At 64.7% G+C, this 17,532-nt stretch carries 19 protein-coding genes; 13 read left to right on the top strand and 6 right to left on the bottom strand.

Annotated elements, in window-relative coordinates; genetic code table 11:
* The first annotated feature begins 15 nt into the window (after nucleotides 1-15).
* Entirely contained in the window at nucleotides 16-789 is a 774-nt protein-coding gene (locus tag AC6RV7_RS03710; RefSeq protein WP_500092557.1) for a 16S rRNA (uracil(1498)-N(3))-methyltransferase, read from the top strand.
* A 109-nt stretch (nucleotides 790-898) separates the two neighbouring features.
* On the opposite strand, the gene AC6RV7_RS03715 is transcribed toward AC6RV7_RS03710, so the two are convergent.
* From AC6RV7_RS03715 to AC6RV7_RS03735, 5 genes are all read right to left on the bottom strand, one after another.
* On the bottom strand, nucleotides 899-1,900 hold the full coding sequence (locus AC6RV7_RS03715) for a 3-oxoacyl-ACP synthase III family protein (RefSeq protein ID WP_500092558.1): 1,002 nt from the start codon (nucleotides 1,898-1,900) through the stop codon (nucleotides 899-901).
* A gap of 48 nt (nucleotides 1,901-1,948) precedes the next feature.
* Nucleotides 1,949-2,416 (bottom strand): biotin/lipoyl-containing protein, encoded by a 468-nt coding sequence (locus tag AC6RV7_RS03720; RefSeq protein WP_500092559.1) that lies wholly within the window; start codon nucleotides 2,414-2,416, stop codon nucleotides 1,949-1,951.
* Between the two features lie 117 nt (nucleotides 2,417-2,533).
* Nucleotides 2,534-3,334, bottom strand: coding sequence for a 3-deoxy-8-phosphooctulonate synthase (gene kdsA / locus AC6RV7_RS03725; protein ID WP_500092560.1), 801 nt, complete (start codon nucleotides 3,332-3,334; stop codon nucleotides 2,534-2,536).
* A gap of 53 nt (nucleotides 3,335-3,387) precedes the next feature.
* Entirely contained in the window at nucleotides 3,388-5,013 is a 1,626-nt protein-coding gene (gene pyrG / locus AC6RV7_RS03730; protein WP_500092561.1) for a CTP synthase, read from the bottom strand.
* A gap of 134 nt (nucleotides 5,014-5,147) precedes the next feature.
* Nucleotides 5,148-5,345, bottom strand: coding sequence for a hypothetical protein (locus AC6RV7_RS03735; RefSeq protein WP_500092562.1), 198 nt, complete (start codon nucleotides 5,343-5,345; stop codon nucleotides 5,148-5,150).
* Nucleotides 5,346-5,466: 121 nt separating this feature from the next.
* Here AC6RV7_RS03735 and AC6RV7_RS03740 point away from each other — a divergent pair, with 121 nt between their 5' ends.
* The 8 genes from AC6RV7_RS03740 to AC6RV7_RS03775 all read left to right on the top strand — a co-directional run bounded on the left by AC6RV7_RS03740 (nucleotide 5,467) and on the right by AC6RV7_RS03775 (nucleotide 12,710).
* Nucleotides 5,467-5,850 (top strand): DUF6941 family protein, encoded by a 384-nt coding sequence (locus AC6RV7_RS03740; protein WP_500092563.1) that lies wholly within the window; start codon nucleotides 5,467-5,469, stop codon nucleotides 5,848-5,850.
* A gap of 3 nt (nucleotides 5,851-5,853) precedes the next feature.
* Nucleotides 5,854-6,855 carry an adenosine kinase gene (locus tag AC6RV7_RS03745; RefSeq protein WP_500092564.1) on the top strand — a complete coding sequence of 334 codons (1,002 nt, stop codon included), beginning with the start codon at nucleotides 5,854-5,856 and terminating at the stop codon, nucleotides 6,853-6,855.
* Between the two features lie 49 nt (nucleotides 6,856-6,904).
* Nucleotides 6,905-7,822: an ABC transporter ATP-binding protein gene (locus tag AC6RV7_RS03750; protein WP_500092565.1), complete on the top strand. Its 918-nt coding sequence runs from the start codon at nucleotides 6,905-6,907 to the stop codon at nucleotides 7,820-7,822.
* A gap of 21 nt (nucleotides 7,823-7,843) precedes the next feature.
* Nucleotides 7,844-9,196: an ABC transporter permease gene (locus tag AC6RV7_RS03755; protein ID WP_500092566.1), complete on the top strand. Its 1,353-nt coding sequence runs from the start codon at nucleotides 7,844-7,846 to the stop codon at nucleotides 9,194-9,196.
* 75 nt (nucleotides 9,197-9,271) lie between these two features.
* Complete coding sequence (locus tag AC6RV7_RS03760; RefSeq protein ID WP_500092567.1) at nucleotides 9,272-9,853, top strand: hypothetical protein; 582 nt, start codon at nucleotides 9,272-9,274, stop codon at nucleotides 9,851-9,853.
* Between the two features lie 120 nt (nucleotides 9,854-9,973).
* Nucleotides 9,974-10,561 (top strand): hypothetical protein, encoded by a 588-nt coding sequence (locus AC6RV7_RS03765; RefSeq protein WP_500092568.1) that lies wholly within the window; start codon nucleotides 9,974-9,976, stop codon nucleotides 10,559-10,561.
* 117 nt (nucleotides 10,562-10,678) lie between these two features.
* The gene (locus AC6RV7_RS03770) at nucleotides 10,679-12,007 is read left to right on the top strand and encodes a glutamate-5-semialdehyde dehydrogenase (RefSeq protein WP_500092569.1); all 1,329 of its coding nucleotides are present in this window, start codon (nucleotides 10,679-10,681) and stop codon (nucleotides 12,005-12,007) included.
* 73 nt (nucleotides 12,008-12,080) lie between these two features.
* Complete coding sequence (locus tag AC6RV7_RS03775) at nucleotides 12,081-12,710, top strand: hypothetical protein (protein WP_500092570.1); 630 nt, start codon at nucleotides 12,081-12,083, stop codon at nucleotides 12,708-12,710.
* Between the two features lie 32 nt (nucleotides 12,711-12,742).
* On the opposite strand, the gene AC6RV7_RS03780 is transcribed toward AC6RV7_RS03775, so the two are convergent.
* Complete coding sequence (locus AC6RV7_RS03780) at nucleotides 12,743-13,051, bottom strand: hypothetical protein (protein WP_500092571.1); 309 nt, start codon at nucleotides 13,049-13,051, stop codon at nucleotides 12,743-12,745.
* Nucleotides 13,052-13,102: 51 nt separating this feature from the next.
* On the opposite strand from AC6RV7_RS03780, the gene AC6RV7_RS03785 reads away from it, so the two are divergent.
* From AC6RV7_RS03785 to AC6RV7_RS03800, 4 genes are all read left to right on the top strand, one after another.
* A complete protein-coding gene (locus tag AC6RV7_RS03785; protein WP_500092572.1) occupies nucleotides 13,103-14,095 on the top strand; it encodes a biotin--[acetyl-CoA-carboxylase] ligase in 993 nt (330 codons plus the stop codon).
* Between the two features lie 15 nt (nucleotides 14,096-14,110).
* Nucleotides 14,111-15,109, top strand: coding sequence for an ABC transporter ATP-binding protein (locus AC6RV7_RS03790; RefSeq protein WP_500092573.1), 999 nt, complete (start codon nucleotides 14,111-14,113; stop codon nucleotides 15,107-15,109).
* Nucleotides 15,106-15,867, top strand: coding sequence for an ABC transporter permease (locus AC6RV7_RS03795; RefSeq protein WP_500092574.1), 762 nt, complete (start codon nucleotides 15,106-15,108; stop codon nucleotides 15,865-15,867). Before AC6RV7_RS03790 ends, AC6RV7_RS03795 begins: the two co-directional genes overlap by 4 nt.
* A 107-nt stretch (nucleotides 15,868-15,974) precedes the next feature.
* Nucleotides 15,975-17,471, top strand: coding sequence for a GldG family protein (locus AC6RV7_RS03800; protein WP_500092575.1), 1,497 nt, complete (start codon nucleotides 15,975-15,977; stop codon nucleotides 17,469-17,471).
* Nucleotides 17,472-17,532: the final 61 nt, after the last annotated feature.

Consider the following 17,532-nt stretch of genomic DNA (forward strand, 5'->3'; position numbering starts at 1 on the left):
ACGTTCACTGAACACATGCCTGATTTTCGCGTTTTTTGCGTTCCCGCCGTGGCGGAGCCGGCCGAGATCGCTCTTTCCGCCGACGAATCGCATCATCTCGTGGCCGTGAATCGCGCCCGCGTCGGCGATACGGTGGTGGCGTTTGACGGCCGCGGCACCGAGTGGATCTGCGAACTAGCGAGCGACCGCAAGCAGGCCGCCGTGCTGAAGGTGCGTTTCCGCCAGACGGCGAAACCGCTGTCTTATGCGATCACGCTGGGACAGGCGTTGCCCAAAGGCTCGTCCATGGACGCGATCGTGCGCAAGGCCACCGAGATCGGCGCCGCCCGCATCGTGCCGCTCGAAAGCGAACGCACGCAGGTGCATTTCGATTCCGAACGTTCGGACCGGAAAATAGACAAATGGCAGACCGCCGCGCTCGAGGCCGCGAAACAATGCGGCAATCCCTTTCTGCCTGAGATCGCACCCGTGCAGAAAGCGAGCGCCTTCATGGAACAGGCGCGCGGCTACGATCTGAAGCTGATCGCCAGCCTGCATCCCGGCGCAAAATCGTTGAAGGATGTGCTGGCCACGTTTCGCGCCGCGCATGACCGTGCGCCTCGCGAGGTGTTGTGGCTGATTGGTCCCGAAGGCGATTTCACTCCCGCCGAAATGAGCCTTTCCCAAAGCGCCGGTTTCGAACCCATCACGCTCGGACCGCTCGTCCTCCGCTGCGAAACCGCCGCCGTCTACGCGCTCAGCGTCCTCAGTTACGAACTACAAAACGGCGCGCGCAGCGCGCCGGTTTAGGGTTCCGAGTTCTGGGTTTTGGGTTTTGGGTTAATCAAAATACGCAGCGGAGGCTGAAACCCAAAACTCTGAACCCAAAACTCAAAACCGCTCGTTGGGTGAGCGCCGCTCACCAAACGAGCAATCCGCCGGCGAACGTCAGGCCAGCGCCGACGCTGCAGAAGATGATGCGGTCGCCGTCGTTGAAAATTCCTTCCTCCGCCGCCCACCCGAGCGCCATCGAAACGCTCGCCGCGCTCGTGTTGCCGTATTTCGCGATCGTGACGACGAACTTCTCGTAAGGGATGCCGACCCGGCGGCTCACCGCCTTCAAAATGCGTTCGTTCGCCTGGTGCGGCACGATCCACGCGATGTCGTCCGCCTTCAGATTCTCGCGCCGCAGCGTCTGCTCGATCTGCTCCGCGAAGCCGACGACCGCGTGTTTGAACACCGCCGCGCCGTCCATCTGCAGATAAAAATGCGCGAGATCGTCGCCCTCGCCGTCCGGCCACGGCATCCGCGCGCCGCCACCCGGACGCTGGATCGCCTCGAACTGATCCGCATCGCCGGAAAGTCCCATGCGGTGCAGCCGGTGTCCGTTTTCTCCGGCAGTCAAAATCGCCGCGCCGGCGCCGTCGCCGAACAGAAATGCCGTGTGATGATCCTGCGGATTCGTGATGCGCGACAGCAGCTCGGCCGTCACCACCGCGATGTTCTTCGCCGTGCCGCCGACAATGAACGTCCGACCCACTTCGAGCGCGTAAAGCCAGCCCGAGCAGGCCGCGTTCAAATCGAACGCCAGCGCCCGCGGCACGCCCAGCCGTCGCGCGAGCGCGCTGGCGGCGGACGGCACCGGTTGATCCGGGATCAGCGTCGCCATGATCACGGCGTCGAGTTGCGAGGCGTCCATGCCCGCCTGGCGCAGGGCGTTTCGCACCGCGATGACGGCGAGGTCCGTCGCACTTTCGCCTTCCGTGGCGTAGCGGCGCTCCTTGATGCCCGTGAGCCGCACCATCTCGTCCTCCGTGCGGTGAGGAAATGCCTTGAGGATTTCGCTGTTGGCGCGGATGCCCGCGGGGACGGCATAGCCGACGCCCGCGATGCACACAGTGGTGGTAGCAGCAACGCTCATGAAAATCTGGAAAGATCGATAATCGGGCGCGAACCCGCGCCCCAACGCTCAGGCTTTTCGCTTGGCGAGGTAAGCGGTCACATCGTCGCCGGAGACGCGGTTGCCCGGCCCGGTCGCGTCGATGTCCGTGATCGTCGTCGGATCGAGTCCGGCTTCCTGCGCGAGCTTCGTGGCACGCGGGGTCCACACGAGCGCCGCCTTCGGTTTCGCCGCCGCGGGCGCGGCCGCGGCGACGCCGCCCTTCGCGAAAAGATGCCGCTGGCTTTCGTCGGCGGTTTCCATCTGACAGAACACGTCGCCCGTTTTCAGGACCTGGCCCGGCTGCGCCGCCACGGTTTTCACCACGCCATCGCAGGGGCTTTCGAACTCGAAGGTGGACTTGTCGCTTTCGAGGTCGCCGATGCGCTGGCCTTTGGTCACCCGGTCGCCGGGCTGCACCTTGACCACGATGACGTTCAATTCGTAGACCGTCGCGCCCATGGAGGGCACGGGGACGTCGATGAGAAAGGTTTCCATGCGGCTGATATTGGCGGCGAGTGTGCGGTCGCTCCGGCCGCGGTCAAGGGAAGCGATGGCGATTACGGGAGCGATTTCGACGCGTTTTTTGTTCTCGGAGCGAAGGGCGCCGGGCGCTTAACCACGACGGCGCACAGCCTTCCACACCGCGAGACAGTCGCCGAGCAGCGCCGGCAACTCCGCGAGCGGGATCATGTTCGGACCGTCGCTGATCGCGTTCGCCGGATCCGGATGCGTCTCGAGAAACAATCCGTCCGCACCCGCCGCGAGCGCCGCTTTCGCGAGCGGCGGCACGAATTCGCGCTGACCGCTGCTCTTGCCGCCGCCGGCGCCAGGCAATTGCACGCTGTGCGTCGCGTCGAAGACGGTCGGATACCCGTTGCCGCGCATGATCGCGAACGAACGCATGTCGACGACGAGGTTTTGATAACCAAAGGTCGTGCCGCGTTCGGTCTGCCAGATTTCCGCCGCGCCTCCGTCGCGTAATTTGCCGGTGACGAACTGCATCTCCTGCGGCGAGAGAAACTGGCCTTTCTTCACGTTCACGACGCGCCCGCTCGCCGCGGCGGCGAGCAACAGATCGGTCTGCCGGCACAGAAACGCCGGGATCTGCACGACATCGCACACCGTCGCGACCGCGGGCACCTGCTGACGCTCGTGCACGTCGGTGACGACGGGGAAACCGTAGTCGCGCTTGATCAGTGCAAGCAGTGCGAGGCCTTCGTCCATGCCCGTGCCCCGCTCGCCCGCGAGCGAGGTGCGGTTGGCTTTGTCGAACGAGCCTTTGAAAACGAGATTCAGCTCCGGATGCGCGTCGCGGAGCTTGGCGAGCGTATCCGCGACCGCACGACAAACGCGTTCGTTTTCCAGCGAACACGGTCCGGCGATGACAAGAAGTTTATTGGAATCGAACAACATGGCGATGGAACCGGGCCGGCGGGAATTTCCGTCCGGCTGACGGACGTGAAGCGTCAGCGCTTCGCGGCCTTCACCTTGGCGCCGCCTTTTTTGTTTTTGATCGTCGCGCCGATGAACGCCGCGAAGAGCGGATGCGCCTTGTTGGGCTTCGACTGGAATTCCGGGTGAAACTGCACCGCGAGAAACCACGGGTGATCCTTCAGCTCGACGATCTCGACGAGGTTGCGGCGCGGATTCACGCCGCTGACGACCATGCCGCCGCGCTTGAGCTGGTCGACGTAGGCATTGTTGACCTCGTAGCGATGCCGATGCCGCTCGCGGATGCTCTCGGCGCCGTAGGCCTTCGCGGCGCGGGTGCCCGGCGTGAGCGCGCATTCGTAGCTGCCGAGCCGCATCGTCGCGCCCTTGTCGATGACCTTCTTCTGCTCCTCCATCATGTTGATGACGGGGTGGCGCGGGCTCGCCTCGAACTCGGTGCTGTTCGCGCCTTCGAGTTTCAGGACATTGCGGGAAAATTCGATCACCGCGATCTGCAAGCCGAGACACAGACCGTAATACGGAACCTTGTTTTCGCGCGCATACTTCGCCGCCGCGATCTTGCCCTCGGTGCCGCGATCGCCGAAGCCGCCCGGCACGAGAATGCCGTCGAGTCCTTTCAAGAGCGAGAGGCCGCCCTTTTTCTCCAGGTCTTCGGCGTCGATGCGGACGACGTTCACGCGGCAATTGTTGGCGATGCCGGCGTGGGTGATGGATTCGTAGACGGATTTATACGCGTCCTGCAGCTCAATATACTTCCCAACGACGCCGATCTTCACCTCGTAAGCGGGGCTGAGGATGCGATGGACGATCTGTTCCCAGATGTTCTTTTGCGGCGGCGGATTCTTGAGCCCGAAAAGATCCATCACGAGCTGGTCCATGCCCTCTTTCTGCAACGCCAGCGGCAGCTCGTAGATCGAGTTGGCGACGTCGGCGCACTCGATGACCGCCTTCACGGGCACGTTGCAGAACATCGAGAGCTTGTCGCGAAGCCCCGCGTCGAGCGGATGATCCGTGCGGCAGACGAGGATGTGCGGCTGAATGCCAATTTCGCGCAGTTTCGCGACCGACTGCTGCGTCGGCTTCGTCTTCAATTCGCCCGCCGCCTGGAGAAACGGCACGAGCGTGACGTGGATGAAAATCGCGTCGCGCGGTCCGACCTCGAGCGCGAACTGGCGCATCGCCTCGAGAAACGGCAGCCCCTCGATATCGCCCGTCGTGCCACCGATCTCGGTGATCAACACATCGACGTCCTTCGCGGCCTGGTAAATGCGTTCCTTGATCTCGTTCGTGACGTGCGGGATCACCTGCACCGTCTTGCCAAGGTAATCGCCGCGGCGCTCTTTCTGAATGACGCTCTCGTAAATCTGCCCCGAGCTAAGGCTGTTCATTCGCGAGAGTTTGCCGCTCGTGAAACGTTCGTAGTGGCCCAGGTCGAGATCGGTCTCCGCGCCATCCTCGAGCACATACACCTCGCCGTGTTGAAACGGACTCATCGTGCCCGGATCGACGTTGAGATACGGATCGAACTTCTGGATGCGGACGGTGAGCCCGCGCAGCTCCAGGAGCGCGCCCAGCGACGCCGCCGTCAGGCCTTTGCCCAGCGACGAAACCACTCCGCCCGTCACGAAGATGTATTTCATCGGGTTGGGTTAAACGGCGGGGTCTCCTGGTGACAAGAAAAAGCTCGGAACCGCGTCACCCGCGCTCCGCGGAATGCAGGAAACCGCTCGCGCTCAATTTGAAGCGCTTATTTCCGCATCCGCCGCGCCTCGCATCACCCGCGCAGCAGCAGCCACGCCGTCGCCACGGCGCCGCCGATCAGCACGAGTCCGACCAAAAGATACAGGCTCCACTTCAGGAGCTTCGCGATCACCCAGATCGCGACTGCCGCCACGATCGTGAGACAAGCCGCCACGAACCAGGGCGGATAACCTGCCAGCGAATCGAGAAGCGTGGTCGGAGAAGTCGCCATTCCCGCAGTCGTTACACCGCGCGGCGGCCTGATCTCCAAGCAGATAATTGTGCGCGCCGGCAGCGGGCCGTGCGCCTTCAATTTGGTTGCGCCACTCCGCGCAACCCGCCCGACTGCGCGCATGCAATCCAAGCCTCAACTGCTTGCCTGGATCACGTGCGACGGCGTCCACATCGATCCGTCGACGGGCAAGCACACGTTGCTCGGCGTGTTCTGCAACATCGGCGGACCGAACTTCCCCCTCGTGCATCCGTTCATGATCTGGTTTCTGACGATCACGGATTGCTCACCGGGTTCGCACAAGATCCGCATCTCGCTCGGCCTCGATCCCACCGAAATGCGCCCGCTGCTCGAGCGGCCGTTCGAATCCCGCAGCCCGCTCGAGCGCATCAATCTGGTCAACGAAATCATCAACCTCAGCTTCCCGCGCCCCGGCGATTATGGCATCCTCGTCGAAATCGACGACGAGCCGCTCCTCGCCACGAATCTGACGGTGACGAACTGAATCATGAGTTCCTTCGATCTTCTCGGGGTCGGTTCGCCGATCATGGATTTGCTGGCGCCCGTGCCCGACGCGTTTCTCACGCAGGTCGGCGGCGACAAGGGCGGCATGGTGCTCGTCGATCACGACGAGATGCACCGCATGCTCTCGCTGCTCGAGATCGTGCCGGCCCAATCCACCGGCGGCTCCGCGGCCAACGCCACCTTCAACGCCGCCCGCCTCGGCCTGCGCACGTCGTTTCTCGGCAAGCTCGGCAACGACGCGCTCGCCGACGCCTACCGCCGCGCGTTCGAAACCATCGGCGTCGACGGCTCGCGCTTCAAACGCGGCGAGCTCCCCAACGCCCGCTCGCTCATCCTCGTCACGCCCGATGCCCAGCGCACGATGCGCACCTGCCTCGCGGCGGCGATGACGCTCTCGCCCGAGGAAATCTCGCCCGCCGATTTCGCCGGCTGCCGCCACGCGCATATCGAGGGTTATCTGGTCTTCAACCAGGCCCTCGCCGACGCCGTGCTCGCGTCCGCCCGCGCCGCCGGTTGCACCGTCAGCCTCGATCTCGCGTCGTTCGAAGTGATCAACGTCACGCGCGACTGGCTTTTCTCCCAGTTTCACAAGGGCATCGACGTCGTCTTCGCCAACGAGGACGAGATTCGCGCCGTGTTTCAGGACAACACCTCCGATTACGCGACGCTCACGCGGCGTCTCGCCGACCACGGCGTGATCGCCGCGGTGAAAATGGGCGGCGACGGCGCGTGGATCGCCCGCGATCACGAGTTGCACCGCATCGAACCGGTCGCCGTGTCCGACGTGATCGATACCAACGGCGCCGGCGACGCCTGGGCCGCGGGCTTCCTCTACGGCTTTCTTCGCGACTGGGCGCTGCCGGACTGCGGCGCGCTCGCGTCGCTCGTCGGCGCCGAAACCGTGCGCCACCTCGGCCCAATCATCCCCGACCGCCACTGGCCCAACGTCAGCGCGAAGCTGCCGTCCTTCCAAAGGCCCGGCTGAGCCGCGCGGCTCCCAACCGCAGATATTCGGACGCGCGAACGTCTCCGCCATGCTCTCGCTTCAGTCCGTCACCCAACGCTTCGGGACGATCACCGCCCTGAACGAGGTCTCGCTCGAAATCGCCGCCGGCGAATTCTTCGGGCTGCTCGGCCCCAACGGCGCCGGGAAATCCACGTTGATGTCGCTCGCCGCCGGCCTGCGCGCGCCTACCGCCGGCACCGTTTTGCTCCAAGGCCGCCCGCTCACGGGCCCGGCCAACGCCGCCCGCCGCGCGCTCGGACTCGTTCCGCAAAATCTCGCGCTCTATCCGGAGCTCACCGCCGAAGAAAACCTGCGGATTTTCGGGGAACTGCAGGGCCTGCGCGGCGCCGAGCTCCGCGCGCGTATCGACGAATCCCTTACGTCCGTCCAGCTCGCCGACCGCCGCCGCTCGATCGTGAAAACGTTTTCCGGGGGCATGCAGCGGCGGCTGAACCTCGTCGCGGGTCTGCTGCACCGGCCGACATTTCTGCTCTGCGACGAGCCGACGGTCGGCGTCGATCCGCAGTCGCGCAACGCCATCTTCGACTATCTCCAGTCGCTCAACCGCGCCGGCGTCACGATCGTGTATTCGACTCACTACATGGAGGAAGCCGAGCGGCTCTGCTCGCGCATCGGCATCATCGATCACGGCCGGATCCTCGCGCTCGGCAGCGTCGATGACTTGATCACGCAGTTGCCGTTCGAGGACGAGATGACGTTTCCGCAAAACGCCACGACTGCGCCGCTCGTGCCGCGGCTCGGCGATCACGGCGAGGTTTCGTCGAGCAACGGCACGCATCGGTTTCGTCCGCGCGCAGGTTATCCGTTGTCGCAATTCTTCGCTCTCACCGAATCGCTCGGACTGCCGCCGCGGCTCTTTGTCAGCCAGCGGCCGACGCTCGAGGCCGTGTTTCTCCACCTCACGGGCCGTCGCCTGCGCGAATAATCTCCGCCGTCAGCTTTCGCCATGCGCCCGACGCTCACGCTGCTTCGCAAGAATCTCCTCATGTTCTGGCGCTCGCGCGCGGGCGTCGTGATCACGTTTCTCGTTCCCATCATCCTGATCTATCTTTTCGGTCACGTCTTCGGGCTTTATCGCCGCGAGACCGGGCCGAGCGGAATTTCGATCGGCGTGGTCAACCTCAGCCCCGAACCCGCAGCACAACGCCTCGTCGAGGCGCTGCAGGCGGAGCGCAGTTTTCAGGTCATCACGACCACGCGCGCATCCGACAATTCGATACATCCGCTGACCGAAGCCGAAGCGCGCGCCGCGCTTCACGACAACGACTACCGCTACGCGCTGATCCTGCCCGCCGACCTGATCCGCGAGAACGGCTTCGGCTTGCGGCTCGTGTTTCTCACGAATCCGCGCAACGAGATCGAGGCGCAGACGGTCAACGGTCTCCTGCAGAAAACCATTTTCACGCACGTGCCGGAACTGCTCGGCCAGTCGCTGCAGCAAAGCGCGCGCCGGACGATCGGCGCGGAACGACTGGAGGCGTTCAACCGCGGGCTCGCGCGCAACATCGCGCAAAACTTCGGCGGCGACGAAGCCGCGCTCGAGCGGCGTATCGGCGCGGGCGAACTGTTTCCGTCCGGATCGGGCAACTCCGGCGAAACCGGCAGCACCGCCGACGACGGCGATTCGTCCGCCGACTTTCTCGGCCGGCTCATCGCGATCGAAACCGAGCAGGTCGCCGGGCGCGACGTGAAGAACCCGATGGCGGCGCGGGTCGTCGGCGGTTACGCGATCATGTTTCTCCTTTTCGCCGTCAGCGCGTCGGCCTCCGCGTTCTTCGAGGAGAAAAACTCCGGTGTGTTTCAGCGCCTGCTCGCGTCGCCCGTCCGCCCCGCGCACATCCTGTGGGCGCGTTTCCTATTTGGAATGATTCTCGGCCTCGCGCAGATCCTCGTCCTCTTCGTCGCCGGCGATCTGCTTTACGGATTGGAGCTCTGGTCGCACCTCGGCGGATTGCTGGCGGTCGCGCTCGCGTCCGCCGCCGCCTGCTCCGCGTTCGGCCTGTTCGTCACTGCGTTGGCGCCGAACGAAGCCGCCGCTAATCCGATCTCCACCTTGCTGGTGCTGACCATGAGTGCGATCGGCGGCGCGTGGTTCCCCGTCAGCTTCATGCCCGAGACGATCCAGTCCGCGGCGAAGTTCACGCTGGTTTACTGGTCGGTCGAAGGCTTCACCGACGTCCTCTGGGCGGGGCGTTCGCTCCTCGAAATTTTGCCGAAAGCGGGCGTCTTGCTCGCGATGGCAGCCCTCGTGATGACGTTTTCGGTGTGGCGCTTCCAACGAAGTAAATTCTTCACATAAGCCCTTCTGTTTACGGGCCATCGCCCGATGGTTTCCATATACGGCGGCCCGATCCGGCGCTACACTTCGGCCGCCATGAGTGACCCCTATACTCAACCCCGCAAGACCTCGTTAGTGCCGTCGATCATCATCGGAGTGCTCATCGTGGCGCTCCTCCTGGTGATCTTCGTATTCGCCAACCGCATCAACGCGGCCAATGCCCGGACGGCCGATGCCGACGCGCGGCTGCGCGACAGCCAAACGCAAATCGATCAGCTTCAGACTCAGCTCACGGACCTGCGCACCTCGTCGACGGCGCTCCGGCAGGATTACGATCAGACGAGCGTGGAGCAGAAAAAACTCCAGGCCCAGCTCGCGGAATCGCGCGCGGAGACGGCGCGAGTCCAGAAGATGTGGGAGGACAGCAAGACGACGATCGCTAACCTGCAGAACGAGTTGGAGCACGCCGAGACGCGCGCCGCCGCGGCTCGCGATCAGGCCAACCGCGCCGAAACCGAATGCGCCAAAATCAACAAGGAACTGGCCGACACCAAGGTGCTCGTGAACCAGGCGCGGCGCGAAGGCGATGACGCGAAAACCCGCGTCGCCGACTTGCAGGCGAAGCTGGCGGACGTCCAGGCCCAGCTCGCGGACGCCGCGAAGCCCAAGAAGCGCTGAGCCGACCGGCGCCCCGGTCCCATAGTTCCGTTTGGCAGCCCTGGGCCGGTTTTTCTTCCGACGCTGCTGCAAGGGTCTGCCCTATTTCGCCGGACCCGGTTCGGGTGTAAGTTGCCGCGTATGAATCAGCCATTTACCCCCCGAAAAACCCGTGGCGCCATCGGCGTCATCGTGCTCGGCATCCTGGCGATCGCCGCCGTGATCGCTGCGATCGCCTTCTACAATCAAGCGGGCACGTCGCGCACCCGGCTGGGAGAAACCGAAACGCAACTGCAGGCCGCGCGCGATCAGTCCGCCAAGCTCCAGACTCAGCTCGAAGAGGCCAAGACGAGTTCCGCCAATCTGCAAAAGCAGCTCGAGGAGACGAAGGTGGGTTCTTCGCAATTCGAGACGCAGCTCAGCGAGGCCAAGACCTCCGCCGCCCAAATTCGCCAACAGCTCGAAGAAGCCCAAGGCGGCAGCACGAAACTGCAGAAGGACTTCGAAGAGGCCACCGCGGCGTCGGAACGCTACCAAGCGGAGGTGACCCAGGCCCAGACGCAGGCCGCGCAGCTGCGCCGCGAACTGGACGACGCAAAGGCCAACGCGAACCAGATGCAGCAGCAGGCGGAGGCGATGAAAGCCCAGCTGGCCGACGCCAACGCGAAATTGCAGGCCGTCCAGGCGCAGCTCGCCGAGCAGGCCGCCGCCAAGACCCGCAAACGCTAATCGCCCCAGATTCGCAGCGTGCCCCGGCGGGTCGTTCGACCCGCCTTTTTCGTGCCCGGGGGGAGCGATTTTCTTTCGTGTCTTTCGTGAGTAGGCTGGTTTCTTCGCCTTCTCACCATGTCCGCCGATCTCGCCCAACTCGTCACCTCGATCGCCCAACGCGCCCGCGCTGCGTCCCTCACGCTCGCGACCGCGCCGACCGAAACGAAGAATGCGGCGTTGCTGAAACTCGCAGACTTGCTCACGCAATCGACCGACGCCCTGCTCGCGGCCAATCAGCGCGACGTCGCGGCGGCAAAGGAGAATCAACTCGCGGCCGCCCAGATCGATCGGCTCACGCTCACGCCCGCGCGCCTCGCGCATCTCGCGGACAGCGTCCGCGAAGTCGCCGCGTTGCCCGATCCTGTCGGCGAACTCTTGGATGAAACCACCCGGCCCAACGGCCTCGTGCTGCGCCGCGTGCGCGTGCCGATCGGGGTCATCGGCATCGTCTACGAAGCCCGGCCCAACGTCACCATCGACTGCGCCGTCCTCTGCCTGAAAAGCGGCAACGCCGCGATCCTGCGCGGCGGCAAGGAATGCTTTTACACCAACACCGCGCTCGCCGAACTCCTCGCGCAGGCGCTGCGCGCGGCGAACCTGCCCGCCGATGCCGTGCAACTGATTCCCACGACCGATCGCGCCGCGCTCACCACGCTGCTCAAGCTCGACACGCTCGTGCACTGCATCATCCCGCGCGGCGGCGAAAGCCTCATCCGCTTCGTCGCGGAGAACAGCACGATCCCCGTGATCAAGCATTTCAAGGGCGTGTGCTTCGTCTACGTCGATCGCGCGGCCGATCTCGCGATGGCCGAAAAAATCCTCGTCAACGCCAAGACCTCGCGCCCCGGCGTCTGCAACGCCGCCGAACAGCTGCTCGTGCACCGCGACGTCGCGGAGAAATTTCTTCCCGCCGCGGCGCGCGCGCTCACCGCCGCGGTCACCGCCAAAACGGCCGGCGCCGCGTCATCCTCAGCCTCCTTCGCTCAAGCCGCCCTCGAGCTCCGCTGCGATGCTGCCAGCGCCGCGATTCTCTCGCGCGCACAGCTGCCGCACGTCGCCGCCCGCGCAGCCGATTACACGAGCGAGTTTCTCGATTACATCCTCGCGGTGAGGGTCATCGACTCGCTCGACGACGCCATCGCCACGATCAACCGCGACAGCTCCGGTCACAGCGAGGCGATCGTGACATCCGACGAAGCCGCCGCGCGCCGCTTTCTTGCCAGCATCGACAGCGCCGCCGTGATGTGGAACGCCAGCACGCGTTTCAACGACGGCTTTGAGTTTGGTCTCGGCGCGGAAATCGGCATCAGCACCGACCGCCTGCACGCGCGCGGTCCGATGGGGTTACGCGAACTTTGCAGTTACAAGTGGCTCGTGACCGGCACCGGCCAGGTGCGCGGCTGATGCACGGGAGAGGCCGTCAACCCGCCCCGGGAGTTGCACGGAACCGGCTGGCTGTCACATTGACATATCCGCCATGAACCGCCGCCTCCGCCTTCTTCTTTTGCTCGCTCTTGCCGTCGGGCTGGTAAGTCCTGCTTTGGCGGATACTTCCACGGAGACGGCGCCCGTCGCCGTGCCGAAGGCGGAAGACCAGGCTCCCCCCGCCCCGAAGCGCGAGCGTCCCATCTCTGGCAATCTCGCGGCGACGCTCGCCGCCGGGATGCCGAAATACAATCCGCCGCCGAAACCGAAACCGCAGGACGAGGCCGTCGACCTGCGCGAGGTCGACAAGCCCCGCAACGGCATCATCCGCCTGCCCAACTACACCGTGCGCGAAAAGAAGCCGCCGGTGTTTCGCGAGCGCGACATCTACACGAACAAAGGTTTGGGCGAGCTCGCCCGCCATCGCTACCTCACGCCGACCTACCGCCTGCTGAATTCGGTTTACGTTCCATTCCTCACCGCGTCGCCCACGCAGCACGCGATGGCGATGTATGCCGAGGACGAACGCCTGAACAACATGTCCGAACTCGAGGACAACGCCCGCACCGTCGAGAAGAGCGATCCGGAGGACGGCGCCTACATCCGCCGCGCGAGCAACGAGACCTTCATGCGTTCCCGCGACTTCGGCTTCGACGCGAGCACGGTGAATCGCAATCGCTGAGCGGTCGCCGCTGTTTGCGCCGCGGCCGTCGTTCAGCGGGCGGTATCGCCCAGCAGTTCGCGCACGATTTGCTGCCACTCCATCTCGAGCGTGACATCGTCGGCCGGTCGCGAGCGGCGCGCATGTTCATACCAATAGGAGGCATTTGAAAGATCGCCCTCTTTGCGATGGAGATACGCATGCACCCAGGCCCCGCTTTCGCTCCGATCCTCCTGCGCGAGCGTGTGCGCCCGAGGCCAGTCGCCGCGCGCATCGTGCCACAGCGCGGCGAGCGCACCGCTCACGTTGGCCGGCGGCTGCGCGTCACCCGTCACGGACGCTGCGAATTCTGCAAATGACATTTGCCCCACCATGCGGCGCTCCTTTGTAGTTTCAAGCGCTGCGCCGCCTTCATGCCCAATACCGAACTCGTCATTCTCCGGGAACTTCTGGCCCGCGAACCCGGTTTCATGTCCGGAACCGCGCTCGCCGCCAAGCTGGGGATGACGCGCGTCTCGGTCTGGCTGCACATGGAAAAGCTGCGCGCTCAGGGCTTCACCTTCGAAGCCGCCCGCTCGCGCGGCTACCGGATTGCGAGCCGTCCCGCCGGCCTGCATCTCACGCTCATCCAGGCGTATTTGAAGGGTCGCCGCCGCGAGTTGCCGATCGTGCTGCTCGACGAAGTCGACAGCACGAATGACGAAGCCGCGCGCCAGCTGGCCGCCGGACGCCACGCGCCCTTCGTCGTGCTCTCGCGCAAACAAACCCGCGGTCGCGGCCGGCTCGGTCGCGTCTGGCACAGCGAGGCCAACGGCAATCTCTACGCGAGCTTCGCCTTTCGTCCGCACGTTCCGCCCGCGCGGATGGCGATCTTCACCCTGTGGATGGGCGTCAACATCTGCGAGCTGATCGCGAACTTCAGCCGTCTCGCGCCTGCCTTGAAATGGCCCAACGACATCCTCTTCAACGGTCGCAAGGCCGGCGGGATGCTCACGGAGGCGCGCATCGATTCCGACCAGATCCGCGATCTCGTCTTCGGTCTCGGCCTCAACGTCAACGGTCCGGCCGGTGGCTGGCCCTCCGACCTCTCCCGCCGCGCCGTCTCGCTCGCGGAACAGGCGGACGCACCGCTCGACCTCAACCGCTTCACCGCCGCGCTGATCGGCCGCGTCCTGCTCGCCTACGAACGCTTCGTCGACGGCGAGCACACGCAGACCTTCGCGGCGCTGTGGCAGAAATACGACGTCCTGCGCGGCCAGCCGATCGCGCTGCTCCAGGGCGAGCGCCGCATTGTCGGCACCGCCATGGGGATCGACGACGAGGGTTCGCTGCTGATCCGCGCCGAGAACGGCCGCCTGCAACGATTCCACGCCGGCGACGTCACCATCGAAAAATCCGCCGCCTGAGCGCGCACCCGTTTGATGTCCGACACGCCCGCCATCGAAGTTTCCCATCTGGTCAAGACCTACGCCGGCGTGGCCGCGGTCAGCGACATCACGTTCAGCGTGGCGCGTGGCGAGATCCTGGGCTTCCTCGGCCCCAACGGCGCCGGCAAGTCCACCACGATGCGCATTCTCACCGGCTACCTGCCCGCCACCTCCGGCAGCGTCACGGTCTGCGGCGTGCCGGTCGCGTCCAATCCCGCCGAGGTCAAACGTCACATCGGCTACATGCCGGAAAACAATCCGCTGCCGGAGGACATGCGCGTTTCGGAATACCTGTATTTCCGCGGCCGGCTGAAGGAGGTTTCACGGCGAAAGCTCGGTCCGCGCATCGACGAGGTGCTCGAGGTCTGCGACCTGAAACGCGTTCGCCACAAGATCATCGGCAAACTTTCGAAAGGCTTCCGCCAGCGCGTCGGCATCGCCGAAGCCATCCTCGCCGAACCGCCCGTGATCATCATGGACGAGCCCACGATCGGGCTCGATCCGCATCAGATTCTCATCGTGCGCGATCTCATCGCGAGCCTCCGCGGCCGCATGACGGTGATCATCTCCTCGCACATCCTCCCCGAGATCGAGATGACCTGCGACCGCGTGCTCATCATCAACCAGGGCCGCGTCGTCGCGCAAGGCACGCCCGCCGATCTGCGCCGCGAGATTCTCGGGCATTCCAGCTATGAGCTCGAGATCGCCGGCGACGCCGCGGAGCTGCCCGCGCTGCTCGCGACCGTCGAACCGACCTTGCGCATCACCGCCGAAAGCGAGCCGGACGCGCAGGGTTTCCGGCGTCTCACGCTCGCGAGCGATTGCGAGGAGGAACTCGGCGAACCGCTTGTCCGCGCGCTCACCTCGCCACCTTACCGTTTGCGCAGTCTCAGCCGCACGCATTCCTCACTCGAAGACGTGTTCCTCGCGGCGACGCGCCGCAGCTGGGATGTCACTGCGCCGCCGCTGTCCTCCTTACCCGGAAGAAAATGAAGCATTTTCTGACCCTTCTCAGCCACGAGGTGCGCATGCTGCTCGTCAGCCCGAGCACTTACATCGTCGCGATGGCGTTCCTCGCGTTCATGGGTTTCATCTTCACCGGCATCCTCGAGCAATACAGCAAGGCGCCGCAGGAGCTCTCGCCGGCGATCGTGTTCTTCCAGTTCTTCTGGTTTCCGGTGCTGTTCATGGTGCCGCTGCTCACGATGAAGAGCCTCGCCGAGGAGCGCCGGCTCGGGACGATCGAGACGCTGCTCACGACGCCGGTGACGACCACCGAGGTCGTGCTCGGCAAATACGCGGCGTCCTACCTGCTCTATCTTTGTTTCTGGGGCGCGACCGTGGGACTTTTTTATATTCTCCACAAATTCGTCGGCGAAACGCGTTTCCTCGATCTCGGACCGCTGATCGGCGGCTATGTGTTCATCGCGGTTTCGGGCCTCTTCTTCATCGGCATCGGCATCTTCGCCAGTTCGCTCTCGCGCAACCAGGCCGTCGCAGGCGTGCTCTGTTTCGTGATGCTCGTCGGCGTGATCGTCGGCACCAACTACCTCGCGGACAGCGCCTGGTTCGATCGCGATCTGCTCACGCCGGTCAAGGAGGCCGCGGACTACATGCGCGTCATCGCGCATCGCGACGACTTCACCCGCGGCGTCGTCGACACGCGCCAGCTGTTGTTTTACCTCAGCGGCACGGTCCTTTCGCTCATCTTCAGCATCCTCAGCGTGGAGGCGAAGCTGTTGCATAGCTGAGTTGAGGGTTGAGTGATGAGTGTTGAGAGAAACGAACCTGAACGCGCCGCCATCGCGAGCCCTGCTCCCGCTCTCAACTCTCAACTCTTCACTCTCAACTAAAACGCATGCCCCTCACCGACAGCTTTCGCGCCGCCCGCTGGGTCCGCACGCTCAACCTCGTGCTGCAGGCGGTGCTGTTTCTCACGCTGTTCGGCGGGCTCAATTATCTCGCGCGCAATCACGCGTGGCGCTTCGACCTCACGGAGCAACGGCGCTACTCGCTCTCCGCCGAGACGGTCGCGTATCTCCAGAATCTTCCGCGGCCCGTTCACATCGTCGTCACCCTCACCGAGGACTCCGACAATCCCGAGATCGCGCAGGCTTCGCGCGACTTGCGCGGGCTGCTGCGCGAATACGCCTACGCCAGCGACCACGACGAAAACCGCCGCATCAAGGTCGATTTCATCGATGTCTACCAGCGCCGGCGCGAGGCCGACCAGCTCGGCATCACCGAGGCCAACGCCATCATCCTCATCTGCGGCGACAAACGCCGCACCGTGACGCTCGCCGAGATTTACCAGGTCGAAAACGGCAACACCAAGGTCGCCTTCCGCGGTGAGCAGGCCATCACCGCCGCGATCCTCGACGTCTCCAGTCCCGAACGGAAAAAGATCTACTTCCTCGCCGGCCACGGCGAGTTGAGCGCCGAGGACATCGACCCGGTCCGCGGCCTCTCGCTGCTGCGCGAGATGCTCCGCCAGCGTAATTTTGAAGTCGATACGCTCAACCTCGGCTACCTGCGCCGCGTGCCCGCCGACGCATCGCTGCTCGTGGCGGTTTATCCTCAGGGCAAATTCCAGCCGCTCGAGCAGGAGCTCCTCCGCCAGTATCTCTCCGCCGACGCCGGCCGGCTCATCCTCCTGCTGCCGCCGGGCTATCCGCACGGTCTCGAGGACCTGCTCCTCGACTGGGGCGTGCTCGTCGACGACGACATGATCTACGACTCCGGGGCACAGAACATCACCGAGGAGGGCGATCTGCTGCTGCGCTTTCTCGCGCCGCATCCGGTCACCCGCACGCTGCTCGACTACCGGCTGTTTCCGCGCATCGGGCCCGCGCGCAGCGTGCGGCCGGATCCGGGTCGCACGATGGGCAATGGTCTCACGGTCACCACGCTCGCCGCCACGTCCACCACGGCCTGGGGTGAAGTGAGTTATCGGATACCGTCCGCCCACGAGTTCACGCCCGGCGTCGACATCCGTCCGCTCCCGGGCATGGAGCCGAAGGATCGCCTCGGCGTCGTGATCGCCTCCGAACGGGTGTCCGTCCGCGGCAATCTCCCGTTCAGCGTGCGCGGCGGCCGCCTCGTCGTGTTCGGCACCGGCGATCTGATCGCGAACAACCGCATCTCCGACGTCGCGAACCAGAACATTTTCCTCGGCGCGGTGAACTGGACCGTCGACCGGGATTCGCAATTCAACATTCCCGCGCGGCCGATCGACCGTTTCCAGCTCTCCCTCAGCGCCGGCGAGCTCTCGCGGCTCCGCTACACGCTGCTCCTCGCCCTCCCCGCCGCCGCCGGCCTCCTCGGCCTGCTCGTCTATTGGACGAGGAGGAGCTGACCCGATCCGAGTTATTGGTTGAGAGCTGAGAGTTGAGAGTAAAAACCATTCTCCTCCGTCG

This window comes from Opitutus sp. sgz309028, assembly GCF_059821195.1.